Origin of the sequence: Nitrospira sp. CR1.1 (genome assembly GCA_014055465.1) — a bacterium.
Taxonomy (GTDB): domain Bacteria; phylum Nitrospirota; class Nitrospiria; order Nitrospirales; family Nitrospiraceae; genus Nitrospira_A.
In genome coordinates this window covers 1-20,055 of the sequence record WIAF01000001.1, presented here as the reverse complement: position 1 = coordinate 20,055, position 20,055 = coordinate 1, and the positions used below count along the sequence as shown (strand labels likewise).

The following is a 20,055-nucleotide window of genomic DNA, read 5'->3' as shown; positions in this document are numbered from 1 at the left end:
TTTCGCGTGCAACGGAAGCGCGCCGTAGCGATTCATGACGCGTCAGTGGTAAGATCCCTCCCGTCACGATCCTCGCGTGACGATGTGTCGTCTCCATCTTGGGAGAGTCGGTAGCTCAGCTGGTAGAGCATCGCCCTTTTAAGGCGAGGGTCCTGGGTTCGAATCCCAGCCGACTCACCATTTTTCAATCACTTACGATTCTCAGTTTGTCCAATGAAACTCCATTGGACAGTCATTGGACAATTCTCCCTTCTCTTGCACCGCATAACCCGCAACGATTGCACCCTCGCGCAATCGGAAAATCGCCGAAAGTGCCTCGCCCCACTCAATTGTCCTGGGTGTTTCCGATTCTATTTCCCACGGATTGCCAACGGCTGCGTTTGAGAGAGAGGAAAGGTAAGGTCGGCAACTTAAAGGTGCCGACGGGATCTCAGAAGTTGCTGATTGGCTGCATACTGCCAGTGTGCAGAATTCCTTAAACACGAGCACAGAACTTCAACCGGCCTTCGATCCGAGGAGTCACTGCCATGTCACGGTCTTCGAATGGGATGGGGTTTGGTCGCCACCTATCGGATGAAGGATCATACATGGACAAGCTGGCGCATCAACAGCCGAACCACTCAGCTTTACCGCGCGACATCACAATCATTCTCGATGAAAGCGGTTCCATCCAATCATGAAGGCGCTGTCCTCGCCGGGTTCAATCCGTATTTCTCTACCCTCAAGAGTGAACCGGTAGAGACGCGTTTCACCCTCACGCCTTCAATCCTGGCAGGCCCGACATGTGCTATCAGGGCTGTCTCAGTCGTGCAAGCCCTGGACGGGGAAATCTGTCGCCCCAGGACGGTACGCTGCTCAACGACGCCATCGGGCGCACCTTGTTTTTACAAAAACAACCACATACGTCATTAGAGAACAGGGCTGGATGTTTCGCTGTCAAATCTGTCTTGCTACGCCAATACAAAAGGAGGCATTAGGACGCTGCGGAGGCGTGCTACTAGCAGCGACAGCGGCGATTCTGGTCCCCCTCTCACGAGCCAATCCCAAAACGCAGAGCGAGGAATAGTTATTTGTGATCCGAGGCTTCAGATGATTGAACCGACGTCGGCCTCAAGTGCAATTCTCCTCGGCTGCTGTCGAGGGTAATCTGATACGCCTCCAAAAAGCTCAATCCCAAGAGCCCGTCAACCGTAAATGGAAGGTCGGGAAGGTCGTGAATTAAAACCTGGCTATTCCTGAGCTCTGCCCCGCCGATGCGAATTGCATCAAGTATCACCGCGTCCACCTGAACGGACCCGCTTGCTGTGTGCAGCAAGACGTGTGTTGCATAGGCGGTCGAAGACAATCCAAGCTCTATAGCGAGTCGACGCGAAATGATGGTCTGCGACGCACCGGTATCGACAATGAGTCGTGCCTGTGTGGAGTCATTCAAGGTGGCCATGACAACGAGGATACTTCCCAAGCGTTCCACTGGGACGGCGGTGGTCTGGGATTTGTCCAATACGAGCGGAGCCGAGGGCGTTGTACCGACATGCTGCGGAGCATTAGGGGAAAGCCGCATGCTGGTCGGAGGCAACGGTCCTGTCGAGCTCTTAGGCGACAGAAGATTTACGGCGTGACAGGAAAGAAACTGACGGGGACTGTCTGTGAATACTGTCTTGCCACCGGCATCCGCGCATTCAAAGAGGGTGCCCGTGGCGAAGGTAGTCGGTACGACCAGCAGCGGTAGTGTTAGGACGGTGAGGACTGCTGCCGGTGCCATTCGCGGTATGGGGAGATCATGGGGCGGAGCGTGATTACACCGCGAGATCATGAATGTCCTGGTCCGCGGAAGGGGCGTTTCCATTCACGAGTTGAGCGAGCAGGCGGTGGTCACCCAGCAGTCGACTGACCACGGCAGTTCGAGTCGTCACCCGAGTCTTCTTCATCAAGCGTTTCAGGTGATCCTTCACCGTATGCTCGCTGATGCTCAGCTTGTTCGCAATTTCTTTGTTCGTGAGGCCTTCCAAGAGGTACCGCGTGACAGATTCCTCTCGTGGTGTCAGGTAAATCGGCGTGGTCGGGGGTAAGTGAGGAGCAAGCGTGTGAGAGGTTGGCTGAGCCGGTTCAATCAGGAGGATGAGTTGTCCGGCACCTTCGTGACCTGGCGCAGGGACGCCAAATGCACGGAGGAGCATCGGACGAGAGCGGGAGGAGGTTACGCGTGAGTGGCGCAATCCCTCCCAGGCCATTGACTCGGGAGACGTGGGCAGCCTCCGCATCACCTCCTGGCAGAATGATCGGATTGCAGCAGGTAGGTCAGTAGATGGCACTGGACGAAGGGCGAATTCCTGGAGGAGCACGCGGGCTTCCGGATTCAAATACACAACTTGAAGCGTGGTGGACAAGAGGACAAGGCCGGCTTGACTGATTCGACCCAGCTCTCCATTGTCGGCATTCGGCGAACTAGATTCTTGTGTAGCCATCAGAATTTGTCATCGCTGTAAATTAAGGCTGACACCATTTTTGCCCGATGACAGGCACTCGGGTGAGTCTACAGGCGTGAAGAGCAACCCTCAATCCCACCTTCGGTGGCCCCTGCTTCTGAGTGAGCAACGTGCGGTCTCACGTAGCTGTAACGTCCTTCAGTGGAATGCACTTCCGGGAGAGGGTGTTTCCCGTGAAGGCCCCATTTGGAAAGTTTCTCCCCCTCTCGCATAGGCCCTTGATGAATCTCTTGCCTAGATAGCCCCCGCACATTATGAGCGCAGGCCCTCAGATGGGTGTACATCCATTTGGGGTGATTGTGGTTGCGGAACGGCTTCCCGTAACCTCTGTCGCGATGCAGCTTCCGTGTGTATAGACAACGTTGCCCCAGAGCAAGGAGCTTCACATGCGTCTCGATCGTCGCGGTTTGCCAGCTCTGATATTCGTCATGGCCTTCATTGCGTCAATCAGCCTCAGCGCAATTGCGCTTGCGAAAGAGGCAGATACTGAAATGCCTATTGGAGTGCCGGGTGGGGCTGTCCACGCAGATCCCTTCACAGGTGTGGCGACGATGAGTATTCCAATCGAAGTTCCGCCTGGTCGGCATGGCGTACAGCCGAACTTGGCACTGACCTATTCTAGCAGCAATGGGAATGGATGGGTGGGTATAGGCTGGAAGCTGGAGCTGGGCGCGATTGAGCGACAAACACGTTTTGGAGTGGATTATTCAAAAAACGATTACGTGATCCGATTGTATGCAATGTCGGCCGATCTCGTTCCCGCGCCGCCTCCGGCTCTGAGTGACGAATATCGTGCGAAGGTCGAAGGGGGGTTCTTGCGTGTCCGGCATCTTGCTAGTGGAGGATGGGAAGTTACAGATAAGAATGGAACGAAATACTTATTCGGAACCTCATCGATGTCACGAATGGATGACCCCGTGGATTCTACGAAAATTTTCATGTGGGGATTGGAAAGGGTAGAGGACAGAGATGGAAACTACATGACAGTCTCTTATCAAACCGATGGCACGACAAATCAGCGCTACCCTGACCGTATCGATTATACGGGGAATGGCACCCTAGCGCCGTCTGGTGTGGTTAAGTTCCACCTTGAAGCTCGGCCAGATATAGCCACGTTGATGTTTACAAGCAAGTACCCTGTGCGGACGGAGCGACGGCTCAAGAGTGTGACAGTTTGGTCGAACCAGTCCATGTCACAATTAGTACGAGCTTATCGTTTGGGCTATGATCTTAGCTATGGCTCTGGAGCCTCCATTTTGGTTGGGGTAGAACAATTTGGAAGCGATGCAATTATTGATGGTACTGGGGCGATTATCAATGCGTCCAGCGCATCAAAATTGCCGATTGTCAGCTTTAGGTACAAACAAGAATCCCAAACATTTGCACAAGGTGTCGCGTCATTGAGCGGCTGGTGCTCGGGAGGTGCATATTCCGCTGAATCCGACCGCCGATTCCGAGCGAATCCGGCCACCCCTCGGAGCCCCGCGACGCAGGGCCTCAGTGGTCTGTCCGCAGTGGCCGACTTCCGTCCGATTTCGCCAGTCGTTTGCGCATGGACTCTCCTTTGAGCGTGATCTTATAGGCGTTGTGCACGAGCCGGTCAAGAATGGCGTCTGCCAGCGTCGGCTCGCCGATGGCCGCATGCCAGTGATCGACCGGGAGTTGACTGGCTATGATGGTGGCCCGCCGTCCATGCCGATCGTCGAGGAGTTCCAACAGATCGCGGCGATGCTCGTCAGTTAAGGGAGCCAAGCCCCAATCATCCAGGACCACGAGGTCGGTCTTGGCGAGACTCCGGAGTACGCGCCCATACCGGCCATCGCCTTTAGCCACGGCCAGTTCCCGGAAGAACCGCGGCAGTCGCAGATACAAGGCGGAGCAGCCCAGCCGACAAGCCATCTGCGCCAAGGCACAGGCCAGGTACGTCTTGCCGGCCCCGGTCGGGCCCACGATCAACACATTGTCGTGACTGCGAATCCACTGGCCGGTCGCCAGGGACGCGATCACGCCTTTGTCGAGCCCCCGCGGATGGCGATAATCGAGATCTTCCAACGTGGCGCTGCCGGGGAGCCGGGCCTGGGCGAGGCGGCGGATCAGTCGTCGATTCTCCTGGGTGGTTCGTTCCCGATCGACTAACAGCCCCAAGCGCTCCTCGAAGCTCAGCCGCTGCACGTCGGGCATCTCCAGTTGTTCCGTCAGGGCGGTGGCCATGCCCGTGAGCTTCAGGGCCTCCAGCGTCGCGAGTGTGGGATGGCGTAACATTACAAACCTCCTTCGTGTTGGTAATAGGTGGTGCCGCGCAGATGGTCGTGCTCGATCGGGAGCGGGATGGTCGGGGCCGGCTCAGGGAGCGGCTGCTGGTCGAGCCCGGTCTTGAGGATCGACTGGACACTCTTGTAGGCGACCGCGTCGATCGCCTGGGCGCGATGACACGCCGCTTCCAGCCGCGCCGAGCCGTAGAGGCGTTCCAGCCGCAACACCCCGAGGCACGAGCGATAGCCTTGTTCGGGATGCCGGCGTCGAGTCAAGAGCGTGTCCACCACCGCCGCCGTGGCGGGCCCGATGGTCTCCGCCCATTGAATGAGCCGCGACGGCGACCACGCCAGATACCGTTGGTGCGCTGACGGGAGATGTGCGGCGACGGTGGTGTGTCGGCCGCGTTCAATACTTCGCAGATGGCTGGCCACACGCTGGCTTTTGTGGAAGCATTCCACGGTGGTCGCCGTGAGCCGTATATCCAAGGCCCGGTGCACCAAGGGCGACGGCACACTGTAGGAGTGGCCCTCGATCTCCACGTGCGAATCGATATTCACCCGCGCGATGCGCCACTCGGCATAGACGTAGGGCTCGAGCGGGAGCGGCTGCAGCGCCGGCCGGTCTACGGTCTCGAAGACGGACCGCCGACAGCCGGGGAGCTTTTTGAAGGGACGGGTGTTCAGGCTGTCGAGGCATCCGGCGAGCGTGGCGTTCAGTTCCGCCAGACTGAAGAAGGGCTGATGGCGCAGCCGGGCGAGGATCCAGCGCTCCACGAGCAGCACGCCCGCTTCGACCTTGGCCTTGTCCCGCGGTTTCCGCACCCGAGCTGGGATCACCGCGACCCCGTAGTGGTGCGCGAGCGCCGCATAGGTGGGATTCAACTCCGGTTCATACCGACAGGCCTTGGTGACGCCGCTGCGCAAGTTGTCGGGCACGACGATCTGCGGCACGCCGCCAAAGAAGGCAAACGCCCGCACGTGCGCCCCGATCCAATCGGGCAGCGTTTGCGTCCAGGTCGCCTCCGCGTAGGTGTAGTTGGAGGCGCCCCACACCGCGACGAAGATTTGGGCCTGCCGGAGTTCGCCCGTGCGTCGGTCTTGGACCGGCACGGTCTGGCCCGCATAATCGACGAAGAGCTTCTCGCCGGCCCGATGCTCCTGGCGGAGACAGCGATCCAGGGTCGCGCGCCAGGCCCCATAGAGATCACAAAAGCGGCTGTACTGGTAGCCGTCCGGATGCTGCGCTTTATATTCCTGCCACAGCAGCGCCAGGGTGACACCCTTCCGCGTCAACTCCTGATGCAGCGTGGCCCAATCCGGCACGGCCCGCGGTGCCGCCGTAGGACACGGGGCCGCTGGATACAGCCGGGTTTCCAGCTGCGCGTCATCCAGCTCCTCCGGCAACGGCCACGACAGCCCAGCCGCCTTGGCACGATAGAGCGTTTCCGCTACCGTACTGCGCGCCACCCCACAACTGGCCGCGACTTGTCGGTTACTGAGCCCGCAGGCCCATTTGAGTCGCAGAATGTCTTTGATCTTGCGCATGGTCACTCGCTCCGCTGGCATCGGTCCCTCCTCCACAAGAAAAATGGAGCAGGCACCATACCGAAGATGAACGAGGACCTGTGTCGCGGACGGCTCCGAAAGGAGCCCGTGGCGGATCGCCGGCTTATTCCGAGGGATGTCGGCCGCCGATTCCGAGAAAGCTCGAAATAGTGGCTGACTTCGGCTCGGAATCAGTGGCCGCGTTCCGTCGGAACGGGTGGCCGACTTGCGTCGGAATCAGTGGCCGGCTTGGGTCGGAATACGCAGGAGGTTCTCAGTTCAACGCCAGTGACTTCAATGGAGATGGCAAACAAGATCTGTGGTGCCGAAACACCAGCAATGGGTTTTCTGTCGCCATTTCCGATGGGGTAGGGGCACTCACTGCCGGAAGTAATGTTTTTAGTGGGTGCTCAGTTCAACGAGTTGGCGACTTTAATGGTGACGGGAAGATGGATCTTGGATGTGTGAGCTGGTATGAACAACCTCGCAACTGCGGTCCGATAGGCATGGCCACGTGTGACCCATTAATAAACTGGCGAGCTTCAATCGCGACTGGAACAGCCGTGGCAGGAACCTTCTCTACTCCAACGAACTGGCTGGATCCAATTTGTGGGGCTCTTCCCTCATATACTCCTGCAGTGGGCATAGGAGACTTTAATGGCGATGGCAAGCAAGACCTCTGGTGTCAAATCCGCGGTGGGACCTTTGCGCAAGTAACTGTAGCTCTTTCTACAGGCGCAGCATTCCAGACATCCACTAATTGGATGTCGAATTGGTGTACAGGTAGCACACCCTTTGGTGTTGGAGATCTCAATGGCGACGGCAAAACGGACTTGTGGTGCCATGGCGGGGGCAGCACCTCGGTCGCTCTTTCGAATGGAACCAATTCGTTCACCGGCGGCAATGTATGGTTGAGCAATTGGTGTTCAGATGGTACGCCGTTCGGTCTCTCGGATTTCAATGGTGATGGGCTCACCGACATCTGGTGCCATAGTGGAGGGAATACCTCGGTTGCTTACTCAAACGGTACGAATGCCTTTGTCGATGGCGGCGTTTGGCGGAGCGGTTGGTGTAGCAACGGAATTCCCTCAGGCGGCAGTGATTTTAATGGCGACGGCAAAGACGATCTGTGGTGTTATTCCCCCGGTGGTACGATACAAATTGCTTTGTCTAGCAGCGTCGCTGTTCCTGATGTCCCCTCATGGCTAGGCATTTGGTGTGCGACGGGGATTTTCGGCGTAGGAGATGTTACGGGTGACGGAAAACATGACCTGTTCTGTCAAGAGAGTGGGCAGGTGTCCATCGCACGGTCTGGGTCTTACCCCGGTACCGTCGATTTGCTGGTGATAGTTTCGAACGGACTGACCGGTACTAGCACCCTTTCCTACACTCCCTCGACACAGTACAGCAATACGCAGTTGCCCTACCCGCTTCAAACAGTCTCTTCAATTGCAACCTGTGACAACTGGGTGAGTGCGACGGAAACGTGTGCAGGTTTATCGGCAACAACGAACTATACATACGCCGGTGGATATCATCATCTCGCGGAGCGAGACTTCCGCGGCTTTAACTATGCCAAAGTGACTGGCCCTGTCGGACTGGCAGGCGAGCAAGCCGTCACGGAAATCTGGTTTCATCAAGGCAACGATGCCGCCGTAGGGGCGAATAATCCCGCGGTGACGAATGGTTACACCAAAGGCCTGCCCTATCGCAGCAAGGTCACCGATGCGACCGGTAAGGTCTACAGCGAGACTACTACCACCTATGTCGCTGATGTGGACGGCGTCGCACCGTTCTTTACCCCCATTGCGCAAGTGGATTCGTCAATTGACAACGGGGCCAAACAAACCCGTGTGGTTTTTCCAATCACGTCCGGATATGCCCCCGCCTATGACGATTACGGCAATGTGACAATGGAGTATCACCATGGAGACCTTGCAACGACGAGTGACGACCGTTCGATCTATCGTGTCTTTGGGATGAATACCACAGACTGGATTGTGGGACTTCAGACTCGCGAGTCTGTCTATGCCGGCATCGGGACGGCTTCGGCGAACTTGGTTGCTCAGACCGATCTCTACTACGACGGCACGACGAGTTGTGCCACCGCGTCCGTGAATCAAGTGCCAACCAAAGGGCATGTCACCCGGATGGTTCGCTGGCTCAACGGCGGCATTAGTCCAGAGACTAGGATGGCCTACGATGCTTTCGGCAACTTGACCTGCACCCGCGACGCCTTGGGCCAAACCAGCACGGTAAGCTACGATACGAGCAATACCTTCGCCAAAACTGCCAGCAATCCGCTTGGCCATGGCACGTCGACCCAGTATTACGGCGTCGATGGCATACTGACGGACAAGGGCCTCTACGGGCAGGTCAAGAGCCTGACGGATGCCAATGGACAGGTCATGACAACCGAATATGACGCTTTGGGCCGTAAAACGAAGATCACCTCGCCGGATGGTCTTATCACCACTGTCACCTATAACTACGGACCGGGCTTCAGCCTCAGCACTCAGCACGTGTTGACGAGCACGTCTGGGGCTGGTCTTGCGGCGACACTCACTAGTGCCACTTATTTTGATGGCCTCGGCCGAACGGTCAAAAAAGAATCGACAGGCCCAGATGGCAAGACCATTGTGACCGAGGTGCAATACGACAGCCGTGCCGCCGTTCGAAAGAAGAGCTTGTCTTATTTCAAAACGCTCGAATCGGTGACGGGCCGGTGGACCACGACGAGTTATGACGCGCTAGGGCGTGTCACGCGAATCGACAACCCCGATGGCACCCGGGGCTTGGCCTGCTTTAGCGACTGGGTGACCGTCACCATTGATGCCGCCGATCACCGAAAGCGCGAGACCAAGGATGCCTATGGCCGGACGGTTCGTGTCGATGAATATCAAAGCACCACGAGTACTTGTGACACGGCGACCGGCACCCCCTATGCCACGACCACTTATCAGTATGACGTACAGGGCAATCTTCTGTCCGTGACGGATGCCAAGGGCAACGTCTCCACTATGACCTACGACACCTTAGGTCGGAAGACCGCCATGCATGACCCCGACATGGGGAATTGGAGTTACCTGTACGATGCGGCAGGGAATTTGATCAAGCAGACTGACGCCAAAGGCCAAGTGCTGTGGTTTCAGTATGATGCGCTCAACCGTCGGGTGCAAAAGGACTTCACGACGCAGAAGGCCATCGGCTCCGGGGATGTCCGCTACACCTATGACGGATCCACAAATAACCGAAAGGGGCGATTGCAACAGGTCGTCGATGCCTCAGGGATAGTGGCGTTTCAGTACGACAGTGTCGGGCGGATTCTTCAGACTGATAAAACCTTAGATGGCATGACTTATACCACACAAAGTACCTATGACGGGCTTGGGCGGCTCCTGACGGTGACCTATCCGAGCACCCCTGCGAAGACCATTGGTTATGCCTACAATGGGCCAGTGTTGGACAGGGTGTTTGAAGGCACCACCACCTATATTCAGTATAGCAACTACAATGCGCTTGGGCAGGCCGGCACGACGACCTATGGCAACGGCGTATCCAGCACGATGACCTATGCCAATGCCAGCAATACCGTCTGCAGTCAGCAGAACTTTCGGCTCTGTACCCTAACAACCACTGGCCCAGGTTCTGGTGGCGGAGGAGGTGGAGGGGGATCCAGTACCACCTATAGTGCTGTGGCTGATTTTTCCGGCACGCAGGGCTTCCATGGCTGGTACTACCTGAGCTCAACGGGAGCCCAGCTCACCTGGAATGGCAATTTTTGGAGCGGAACGGACGGCTATATCGGCCTGTGGAACGATGGCGGGCATCCGGGCAACAGCACCGATGCCGTGCGCCGCTGGGTGGCGCCTGCTGCCGGCAGTATCCAGATCACCGGCACGACGTTTGATGGGGACACCTCCTGCGGGATTGATGGCGTTCAGGTGACCATCAAGAAAAACGGGACGGTCCTCTGGCAACAGACCATTGCGGCGGGAGATACCACCGGCTACAGCTTCAACCTCTCCAATACGGTGGTGACGGGCGATCAGCTTGATTTTGTGACCAATAAGCTGACCACCTCAGCCTGTGACAACACCGTGTTCATGCCCACGATTGTCCTGACGACCTCTGGGGGCGGCGGTGGTAGTAGCGCGACCTATAGTGCCGTGGCGGACTTCTCTGGGGTGCAGGGTCAGCAGGGCTGGTACTACCTGAGCTCAACGGGAGCCCAGCTCACCTGGAACGGCAATTTTTGGAGCGGAACGGACGGCTATATCGGCCTGTGGAACGATGGCGGGCATCCGGGTAACAGCACCGATGCCGTGCGCCGCTGGGTGGCGCCTGCTGCTGGTACTGTGCAGGTCACCGGCACGACGTTTGATGGCGACACCTCCTGCGGAATTGATGGCGTTCAGGTGACTATCAAGAAGAACGGGACGATCCTGTGGCAGCAGACCATTGCCGCCGGGGATACTACCGGCTACAGCTTCAATCTGTCCAATACGGTAGCCACGGGAGATCAGCTTGATTTTGTGACCAATAAGCTGACCACCTCAGCCTGTGACAACACCGTGTTCATGCCCACGATTGTCCTGCCCATAGGCAGTGGAGGCGGCAGTAGTGGCACGGCCTATCAGGATCTCCGGTATGTCTACACCGTGGATGGCAATGTCAGCGATATCTACGACAACCTGGTGACGGGAGGAGCCGGGGATCAGCACCTGAGCTATGACGGGCTCAGTCGGTTGACTTTGGCCAATGGACCCTATGGGACGAATGGCGCGAATGCGTCTCTGACCTATACCTATGATGAACTCGGCAACCTCACCTTTAACACGCAGGTGGGCATCTATGCGTACCCCGCGAGTGGAGCAAGCAGTGTGCGGCCGCATGCGGTCACCACGGCCGGTGGCAAAACGTATAGTTACGATGCGAACGGCAATATGACTGCTGGGGCGGACCGGACGCTGGCCTACAATCTCGAGAACAAGCCCTTAACGGTGACGATGGCGGGCCAAACCACCACCTTTGTCTATGACGGCGACGGGGGACGGGTCAAGAAGATCGAGGGAAGCACCACGACGCGGTACATCAGCAAACTCTATGAGTGCGACAACGTCAGTTGCTCGCGAATGATTTTTGCTGGGAGTGTGCGCATTGCGACCATCGGCGCCAGTGGTGCTATCTACTATTACCATGTGGACCACCTAGGCTCATCGAGTGTGATCACAGATAGTGTAGGTGCGAAAGTACAAGGCGTCACGTACTTTCCCTACGGAGCAACTCGTTCAAACAGCTCGTCCAGCACCCCCGCCATCGATACGCCGTACAAGTACACAAGCAAGGAACTTGACCGCATTACGAACCTCTACTACTACGAGGCGCGGTACTATGATCCTACGCTGGGACGGTTCCTTAGTGCCGATACCCTCGTGCCCAATCCCAGAGATCCCCAAGATTTGAATCGCTACACCTATGCCGGAAACAATCCCTTTCGATATACGGATCCGACGGGACACCTTAAGATTGGCAAATTCCTCGATCGAGTGTTTGACAAACCATGGGCACGAGCAATCGGGTGGGCGATCAATCCTATGCTCATGCAATTTCTCGATCCTGCCACAAGGAATACAACGGTTCCAGTCGCCGCAGGGACGATAGGAAATTTTGCGTGTGGACCTATTTGTGGTGGCATGGCATCTGGAGCGACCCGTGCCGCACTGGTCCAGTCACAAGGTAAGAGAGCCAATATCTTGCGTTCCACATTGGCTGGTGGAGTAGGAGGATTGGCTGGTGGTGTGGCAAACCTCGCGGTCCCAGGCGACATGGTGATGGCGGGAATTGCCGGGGGGATGGTCAACGGAGCCGTAAATGCGGCAATCGGTGGAGGCAGTGTGCTTCAAGGGGCGCTTATGGGTGGAGCAACAGGCGCGTTGACTGGCTACTATAATTCGCAAGGAATCATTGACCGCACCACCGGGCCTATTTGGAGTGGTCCAAATACGCTGATAGGTACAGGATACTTACTCCTGAATGCGATAGCAGCTGGACCTGTCATGCTAATGGGCGGCGAAGGCATGGGATATGCGTTTGGCAATGGTGGCTTCCAGTTCTGGAATGCTCCATTAATGAGGGGTGGGATTCGCTTGGGAGCCATTACCTTAATGGGCGGAGTGGACGGCGACGGCATTCCTTTTACGCCCGATTATAAGGGGCCGAGTCCATACGAGGGCCACCAGCAGATTAATCTAGGACGACACGAGGGTGGGCATGGTATTCAACAAGAGGTTCTGGGACCACTGTTCATCCCTCTTTATCTCCTGACCGGTGGACCGCATGAGGCTAATCCGTTCGAAATCGGAGCCGACAATTACTCGACCGGCAAAGGGTCCCCATGGTCTGGTTTCTAGTAGAGGATACTGTGAAGAACATGCACTTCCTGAGATTAGTCGCTACAGCAGGGCTGCTGGTCCTGCCGAGCTGCGACATTATGTATAGTCCGGTGCTGTGTAATGGTTACAACATGCCGGTCGTGGTCACTTCTGTATTCGGAAATGGTGCTCGAAAACGTATTACGAAAATATCACCAGGAGAATGTAAGGCGGAGGATCCCATTGTGGGAGCACCAAGAAGTGATCCAAATACTCTGCGTAATGGAGTAACCGTTGAGGCTGTGACAGGCGAGATCTTTGCCCGATATTCTGAGCAAGTAAATGAATATGCCCGTTCTGGTCGAAGTTTCACTCCTCATTGGTTGCTGTCCGATAAAGGGTTATTTTTTATTCCTCGAAAATTTGAAAACAATTGGCAAGGGAATATTCCCGTCATAGAGAAAACTGGTCAATTGTTTATTCCAAATCAGCTCAAAGTTCAGTAGCGGTTGCGGGGGCGTGTCTTGTCGTCGAGCCGCCATGCGTCGAGGACTACTTGTGCTTCGGCCAGTGAGGCGAACTGAACACGTTCAAGCGCTTATCACGCATGTGCCCATTAATGAATGATCCATTGAAGGCATTTTCCCCCGGTTTGCCCTATCTATGAAGCCGCTCTGGACATCTCGCATATAGGACCAGTCTTCGAGTGCGCGCGATTGGAATTCTGTCCCATGATCAGCGTGATGGAACGAGGCCCCGTCCCCTCGCCTCCACGATTGGACTGGAGCGACTCCAGTGAGCGAGGACCGTATGCCGGAGTGACGTCTCCCCGGAAAACGACGGCAATCTAAAACGAGAGTAGAATGGCGGCTTCGGCGGTCCCCGACGAAAGGAGTGGATCGATGAAGCGGTCACGATTTTCCGAAGAGCAGATCGTGTATGCCATCCGACAGGCCGAGAGTGGCACCCCGGTTGGCGATGTCTGTCGGCAGCTGGGCGTTGCCGAGCAAACCTTCTACGCCTGGAAAAAGAAATACGCGCATCTGGGCGTGAGCGAACTCCGGCGGCTGCAGCAGGTGGAAGAGGAGAACGCCCGGCTCAAACGGCTGGTGGCCGACCTCTCGCTGGATAAGCACATGCTGTCGGAGGCCCTGCGAAAAAAAGTCTAAGGCCCGCCCGCCGCCGGGAACTGGCCCAGTGGTTTCACGGGACGTTTCAGGTGAGCTGTGCGCGGGCCTGTCGCTTAGCACAGTTTGGTCGAGCCTCGTGGTATCGACGCAGCCGCGCGAAAGATCAGTCGGCGCTTCGGCTGCGCATTCGTGATTTGGCTCATGCGCGGCCTCGGTTTGGCTACATGCGGATTTGGGTCTTGCTGCGGCGTGAGGGGTGGCTCATCAATCGCAAGCGCGTTCGCCGCTTGTATCGGCTCGATGGGCTCCAGCTGCGGATGCGAGTGCGGAGACGAAAGCATATCGCGTTGCACCGAGGCCCAGCTCCGGTACCGATGGGCCCGACCGAGCGCTGGAGCATGGACTTTGTGCATGATACCCTCGCAGACGGGCGATCGTTTCGGATCTTCACGGTCGTGGATAATTGGAGTCGGCACAGTCCTATACTAGAGGTAGGGTTTCGGATGACGGGAGAGATGGTCGGGCAGGTGCTTGATCGTGTCCTGGACACACCAGCGGTGCCCCGCTCGATCACGGTGGATCATGGGACGGAATTCCAATCGCGCGCCTTGGAGGATTGGGCCTATCGGCGAGGCGTCCAACTGACCGGGCAAACCCGTGGAAAATGCGTTTATTGAATCGTTTAACGGGCGCCTACGGGACGAGTGCTTGAACGTGCATCAGTTCGCCTCGTTGGCCGAGGCGCAGGCCCTCATCGAAGCCTGGCGGGTGGACTACAATCAGCGTCGGCCTCACAGCTCGCTTGGGCACCTGACCCCGAATGAGTTCGTCGCACAACGTCAGGGACAACCGACCGTCGAAGAAGCTCTCTGCTCTGGTTAAGAACCGTCTCAGAATGGGGCCAATGTCAGGAGGAGATCTAGAGGTGCCAGTTTATTTGTCGATTCCAGGTGAGGCAATCAGAGGAATATGATACTTGCCATAAATAAAAAAGAATTAACAACATGGATGTTATACATAATGCAGCGGAGTCCCGCCCCAGAATCCGGAGAGGCGACATATGCGTACCTCAAAGAGCACATGGAGAGGCTTCTTGCCCAGGACCCAGAAACGCGTGGTGTGTTTGTAGAAGCACTACGTACATGGTTGGCGCTTCGGAAGGAACCGGAGACTATGTCTACAGCTAAGTTGGTTGCGGGACTGAAGTTGACTGAGTTACGGGAAGACCTTCATCAGTTTCTAGCTGAGATTGAAGGGGAGCAATCTGACTTCAACCCCCATATGAAGGCGTACTATGCCAGGAGAGTGCATAACTATTTAAGTGATCTTTACAACGTCGTGCCATAATAAACGCGAATGAAATGCAATTCCAGGCGCCTGTCCAGTTTGAATGGCTGCTGAGTCACCCCAATGGTAAGAATTGACCATTTCGAGTGCTGTTAAGTATACAGCGAGTCCGCCGCCTTGCGAATCAGTCTCAGGGGCCTGCGCGTCGCCAGAGGCGCGGCTGCTGTCAAATTTCCAACTTGACACGACAGACGTAGTGCCTGGGAAGCCGTAATGCTTCTACGATCACCCGCGTCTGCCGGCGATTTCCTTCTTCGGCATGATTGTTCGGTGGCAGAGTCTCAGCACAATGGGGCATGCCACCCCGCTCCTCCGAAGCACGGACGCCACATGCACCCGCTGCCCGTCGACCTTTAGGTTCGCGTCGTTTGCCATTCACATCGATGGCAGATCAGGTAGGTATTCTCGAGTGTGGTGTATTGCATAGCGACTGCCTCATCAGGCTGTCATGCCACCCCTTCAGGCTGCTTATGCAAAACCCGAATGCGCCCCACAATTTCTGCGTTGTTTGTGCAGTCTAGCAAGCTGTTGACAAACTAGCTTTTGAAACGGTTTCACTGTCACGGCGGTACTCACTCAGGTCTCTGTTGGGCGATTGGTCTGTCCGGCATGGAGTGTGAGCCGTCCATTGTCTGCTCTCTCATGCCCCCACCGCATAGCCCTAGTCGCCGTGTGCCCCCTCTAGGCCGGGGCCGGGAGTATGTTCGCCAGCCGTTTCAGATTCAGCAGCCAGCCCATCAGATACGCTTCGTCTCGAACCTGCCGCAGTCCCCGTCGCTGAAACCGCCGGAACCCGTGCCAGCATTTCGCCTCGCCCCAGAGTTCTTCGATCTTCTTGCGCGCCCGTTGCGAGAGGCGATAGCCCACGGTCCGACTCAGCCGACGCACCCGCTGATGGATGGCCTCTCGTCCCGTCGTCTTGGCCGCAATGTGTGGGGTGATCCGCCGGCGCACGAGGGCGGTCAGAAACGGCTTGGCAAAATAGCCTTTATCCGCCCCCACCGTCTGAATCCGAAGATCCTGCGTCGCATGAAACCGATCCAGCAACGCCCGCCCGCCGTCCATCTCGGAAGCCGGCCCTCGAAACGATTCGACATTGATCCCCAGCAGGAGCCGATGGCGATTCTCCATCAATCCATTGACGGTATAGCCCACCATCGCGGCCGTCCCATTCCCCTTGTTCGCCAGTTTGGCGTCGGGATCGGTGGTGGAGACATGCGTCTGATTGGACCGCCGCTCGCCGCGAAACAGGACCGTGGGATTGCCCGGATCCTGGGGCGGCTCTGGCGCCGCGTCCGTATCCAGCGAGCGAATCCGCCGCTTGTGTCAACACCGATGATGGTTGTCCCGAAATCACCGATGTAGAATGTCCCCTCTTCACCGGTCTTCTTGTCCACTGGCGAGGATCAGGTGGGGCCCTCGGTGGCCTCGTCGGCCGCGATCGAACGCCGTCCCAGGAGCCCGGCCTTTTTCTTTTCCCGAAGCCGGTAGCTCTCGCCTTTGATATTAATCGTGGTCGCGTGATGGAGGAGGCGGTCCAGGATCGCCGTCGCCAGCACGTGGTCATTGAAGACCTCGCCCCAATCCGCAAAGCTTTTATTGCTGGTCACGATGAGGCTGCCCCGCTCGTAGCGGCGGACGAGCAGGCGGAAGAAGAGACTGGCTTCATCCCGGGAGAGCGGGAGATAGCCAAGTTCATCCAGGATCAGCAACCGGGGGTAGGCCAACTGTTGTAACGTTCGCTCCAATCGATTTTCATGGCGTGCCCGGACGAGGCGGCTCATGAGAGTCTCTAGGGTCAAGAAGAAGACGGAAGCGCCCCCTTCGACGGCCTTGATACCAAGGGCAATCGCCAGATGCGTTTTGCCGACGCCGGGCGGCCCCAGCAGAATGACGTTCTCCGTCCGGTCGACAAAACTCAGTCCCGCGAGTTCCCGGATCACCTTCCGATCGATCGAGGGTTGGAACTCAAATTCAAACTGGTCGAGCGTCTTGAGCCACGGGAACCGCGCGAGCTTCAACCGACTTTCAATCCCGCGCTGCTGGCGGCCGTGCCATTCGACTTCCAAGGCGCGGGCGAGAAATCCTTGATAGTCCAGATCGCTTTTGGCGGCCTGCTCACAGACGCCATCGAGTTGCGTGAGCAGGTGCTCCATCTTGAGGCGTTCGAGGAGGTGCGTTAACTCCATGTGCTCACCTCCTCGTAGACACTCAGCGGACGATGCTCAACCTCCATCGTGGAGGCCCAGAGCGCCGCATGGTGCTCGGGAACGGTGACCCAGCCGGCCGTGGCGGGGACGAGGGCATGACGAGCCACGCAGGTCTCCCCCTCGAAGACGCTCAACACCTCGTCGAGCGACAGCCGGACCGAGACGCGGCGGCCAGCGAGAGCGGCGGGGACACTGTAGCGATTCCCGCGCACCTCAATATAGGTATCCCAACTGACTTGCCGGAGTTCCCAATAGGACGTGTCGTAGCGCTGGGGGCGGGAGCGGCTGCAGGGCGGGCGCCTCGGTCGCAAACCGCTCGGCGACAATCTGATGGACGGTGCCGTGGCGGCGTTGGTCCGCTTCCTCCCGCAGCCAGTGCTCCGCCACCTGATTGAGATGGGCCCAACTCTCGAACTGGCGATAGCGGACGAAGAAGTGGTGTTTGATATAGCCCACCATCCGCTCGTCCTTGCCCTTCGTCTGAGCCCGGGCCGGACGAGAGGCTTTCGGGACGAAGCCGTAGTGGCCGGCCAGATCGAGGAATCGTGGATGGAACTGCACCAGGCCGCCACGTGGGTGCTCCAACACCGCCGCCTTCTGATTATCGACCAGCACTTCGTGCGGGACGCCGCCGAACCATTCGAAGGCCCGATCAGGCCCTCGTAGGTATGTTCAGCATCGGTCGAGTGACTGCACCAGAAATGAATGCGGCGAGAGAAGCCCAGCGTGTTGACGATAAAGGCCACCGTCGTCGGTCGGCCGGCAATCTCGCTCTGGATGACCGCCCAGTCACTCTGCATCTGGTGGCCGGGCTCGGTTTCAAACCGCACGGTCGCCCGGCTGGGACGGAGTGTTCGCTTCGGTCGAATGTAGTCCCGTAGAATCGAGAGCTGCCCGGCATATCCCTTCGCCTGCAATTCGCGGAAGATCACCACAGCGTTCCACACCCCGGCCGTGAGGAGCCGGTCGATGTCGGCTCGATAGGGATCGAGCTGACTACGTCGCCGCCCCCGGCGCCCATCTGGCGCGCGGCCACGCAAGAGCGCCCGCCGGACGGTTTTCGGATGCACGCCGAGTTGTCGCGCGATGTCGCAGAGATACACTCCTTGTCGGATGAGCGCCTGAATCACGATAAAGCCCTCCTTTGTCAGCATCCGTCCCTCCTCCCATGGTAGCCATGACTCGAGGGACATTGTGGTCGCTGTGAAGGGGACTTCCTAGTTCGGTGTTCAGGAGACTTCTATCATCGGTGCTGACAGCTTGTACTCCTCCGGCTTCAGGAACACTTCCATGGGCACGAAGCTCTTGTGCGACGCATTGGCCTGCACGAGCGTGCCGTCCAGGGTCGTATGATGCGAGACCAGTTTCTGCTTGATCGCCAGCGCCACGGTCTCATCAAACAACTGTTCGAGCAGACCGCTCTCCGTAAAGCGCCGCGTCCGGTTCTGCGAGAACGTGGAGTGGTCCCATGGCGTCTGATCCAAGTCCAGCCCCACAAACCAGCGGAGGACCAGGTTCCCTGTGAGCTCGCGCACCAAGGCCCGCTCGGAGGTCACGCCCAGGAGATAGCCGCCTAGGAGGGCCAGAAACAGCTGCTCCGGTGGAATCGACGGCCGGCCAGTGTCTGCATAGAGCGGCTCGCAGAGCTGTCGGATTCGTTCCGTATCGATCAACGGCCGGATCTTCCGCATCGGGTGATCGGCGGTCACAAACTGCTCCAGATTGATGTGGTAGAACATCGACGGCTGCGGATCGGCTGTACCCATCATAGGGAGGATCCTCCTGATGGACGCCTCTCTTATCATATTTGCGGCGGGCGGAGGAGAGGGTTTGTCAACAGCCTGCTAGGGGGATTTTCTGCGAGCAGGCCTCTTAGTGAGAGAATCGTTAACAAGCTTGTTTCCTGCCTCCACTTCTTCGAAATCCCTTTCGTTGTCTCCTGGAGGACTTCCTCTCCCTTCTTTTGAGTCCCTACTACTGGGGTGATTGTCGCTCAGAACTTCTCAGGTTAAACATGACAGGGTCTTGCTGACACTGATTCCCGGCCATGCCTGTTCTCGAGTGAGATTTCTAGATCCGCCGGATTTTTGTTCAGCACAGGACAATTTTCTTGGAGAACTGCTGTATGCGGGAACCTGCTTCGCGACCATGGTATGGCATCACGGCTCTGGCCCTTATGGTCACCCTATTGACCGGTTGCGCGTCACCCACCTTGCGACGCGCGGAGCGCCTGGCCGAGGAGGGTGAATGGGATAAGGCCGTAGTGGCCTATCGGGACGCCCTCAAGACGGACCCCTTCGATGAAGCCCTCAAAAACAAACTTGAGATCGCCAAGCAACAGGCGGCGGGCCCCCACTACACCAATGGACGTCGGGCATTGGAGGAGCGTCGCATCGCGGATGCCCTGACTGAGTTTAAGGCCGCGCTGGGGCTTGATCCGACGAAACTCGAGCACCATACGGGTATGGCCGATGCGCTTCGACTGAAGGAAGCGAACGATCAACTGCACACGGCCGATAAGCTGCTCAACCTGGGCCGCTCCGAAGAGGCCCTCACAGCCTATGAACGGGCCGTCGAACTCGATCCGAATCTGACGCAGGCCCTGACCCACATTACCGAGATCACGGCACAACAGCGCTCCACGAAGATGTTTGGCGGATCCAGTCAGCCCATTTCGCTCCGGTTCCAAAACGCCAAGCTCAAAGAGG

General features: G+C 57.5%; 12 protein-coding genes, 1 tRNA gene and 2 pseudogenes. 7 read left to right on the top strand and 8 right to left on the bottom strand.

The window, feature by feature from the left end; translation table 11 throughout:
* The first annotated feature begins 104 nt into the window (after positions 1-104).
* A tRNA-Lys gene (locus tag GDA65_00075) sits at positions 105-180 on the top strand.
* A gap of 886 nt (positions 181-1,066) precedes the next feature.
* Here the strand turns inward: GDA65_00075 and GDA65_00070 are convergent.
* Positions 1,067-1,846 (bottom strand): hypothetical protein, encoded by a 780-nt coding sequence (locus GDA65_00070; protein MBA5861092.1) that lies wholly within the window; start codon positions 1,844-1,846, stop codon positions 1,067-1,069.
* Positions 1,797-2,465 carry a winged helix-turn-helix transcriptional regulator gene (locus GDA65_00065; protein MBA5861091.1) on the bottom strand — a complete coding sequence of 223 codons (669 nt, stop codon included), beginning with the start codon at positions 2,463-2,465 and terminating at the stop codon, positions 1,797-1,799. Before GDA65_00065 ends, GDA65_00070 begins: the two co-directional genes overlap by 50 nt.
* A gap of 407 nt (positions 2,466-2,872) precedes the next feature.
* Between GDA65_00065 and GDA65_00060 the strand changes: the two genes are divergently transcribed.
* A complete protein-coding gene (locus GDA65_00060) occupies positions 2,873-4,054 on the top strand; it encodes a hypothetical protein (protein ID MBA5861090.1) in 1,182 nt (393 codons plus the stop codon).
* Here GDA65_00060 and GDA65_00055 read toward each other — a convergent pair.
* Together GDA65_00055 and GDA65_00050 are read right to left on the bottom strand one after the other, a co-directional pair.
* Positions 3,984-4,748 carry an AAA family ATPase gene (locus GDA65_00055; GenBank protein ID MBA5861089.1) on the bottom strand — a complete coding sequence of 255 codons (765 nt, stop codon included), beginning with the start codon at positions 4,746-4,748 and terminating at the stop codon, positions 3,984-3,986. The genes GDA65_00060 and GDA65_00055 overlap by 71 nt on opposite strands.
* Complete coding sequence (locus GDA65_00050) at positions 4,748-6,307, bottom strand: IS21 family transposase (GenBank protein MBA5861088.1); 1,560 nt, start codon at positions 6,305-6,307, stop codon at positions 4,748-4,750. The genes GDA65_00055 and GDA65_00050 overlap by 1 nt, the downstream gene beginning before the upstream one ends.
* Before the next feature lie 59 nt (positions 6,308-6,366).
* On the opposite strand from GDA65_00050, the gene GDA65_00045 reads away from it, so the two are divergent.
* The 4 genes and pseudogenes from GDA65_00045 (at position 6,367) to GDA65_00030 (ending at position 15,137) form a co-directional block, all read left to right on the top strand.
* The gene (locus GDA65_00045; protein MBA5861087.1) at positions 6,367-12,699 is read left to right on the top strand and encodes a hypothetical protein; all 6,333 of its coding nucleotides are present in this window, start codon (positions 6,367-6,369) and stop codon (positions 12,697-12,699) included.
* A complete protein-coding gene (locus tag GDA65_00040; protein ID MBA5861086.1) occupies positions 12,684-13,166 on the top strand; it encodes a hypothetical protein in 483 nt (160 codons plus the stop codon). The genes GDA65_00045 and GDA65_00040 overlap by 16 nt, the downstream gene beginning before the upstream one ends.
* A 396-nt stretch (positions 13,167-13,562) precedes the next feature.
* Positions 13,563-14,672 (top strand): annotated as a pseudogene (locus GDA65_00035) (IS3 family transposase).
* Between the two features lie 87 nt (positions 14,673-14,759).
* The gene (locus GDA65_00030) at positions 14,760-15,137 is read left to right on the top strand and encodes a hypothetical protein (protein MBA5861085.1); all 378 of its coding nucleotides are present in this window, start codon (positions 14,760-14,762) and stop codon (positions 15,135-15,137) included.
* 681 nt (positions 15,138-15,818) lie between these two features.
* On the opposite strand, the gene GDA65_00025 is transcribed toward GDA65_00030, so the two are convergent.
* The 4 genes and pseudogenes from GDA65_00025 to GDA65_00010 form a co-directional block, all read right to left on the bottom strand.
* On the bottom strand, positions 15,819-16,295 hold the full coding sequence (locus tag GDA65_00025; protein ID MBA5861084.1) for a transposase: 477 nt from the start codon (positions 16,293-16,295) through the stop codon (positions 15,819-15,821).
* Positions 16,296-16,543: 248 nt separating this feature from the next.
* A complete protein-coding gene (locus GDA65_00020) occupies positions 16,544-17,326 on the bottom strand; it encodes an AAA family ATPase (GenBank protein ID MBA5861083.1) in 783 nt (260 codons plus the stop codon).
* Positions 17,317-18,501, bottom strand: a pseudogene (locus GDA65_00015) (IS21 family transposase). The gene GDA65_00020 and the pseudogene GDA65_00015 overlap by 10 nt, the downstream one beginning before the upstream one ends.
* 75 nt (positions 18,502-18,576) lie before the next feature.
* A complete protein-coding gene (locus GDA65_00010) occupies positions 18,577-19,152 on the bottom strand; it encodes a hypothetical protein (GenBank protein ID MBA5861082.1) in 576 nt (191 codons plus the stop codon).
* Between the two features lie 320 nt (positions 19,153-19,472).
* Between GDA65_00010 and GDA65_00005 the strand changes: the two genes are divergently transcribed.
* A partial coding sequence (locus tag GDA65_00005; GenBank protein MBA5861081.1) for a tetratricopeptide repeat protein occupies positions 19,473-20,055 on the top strand: 583 nt, incomplete at its 3' end.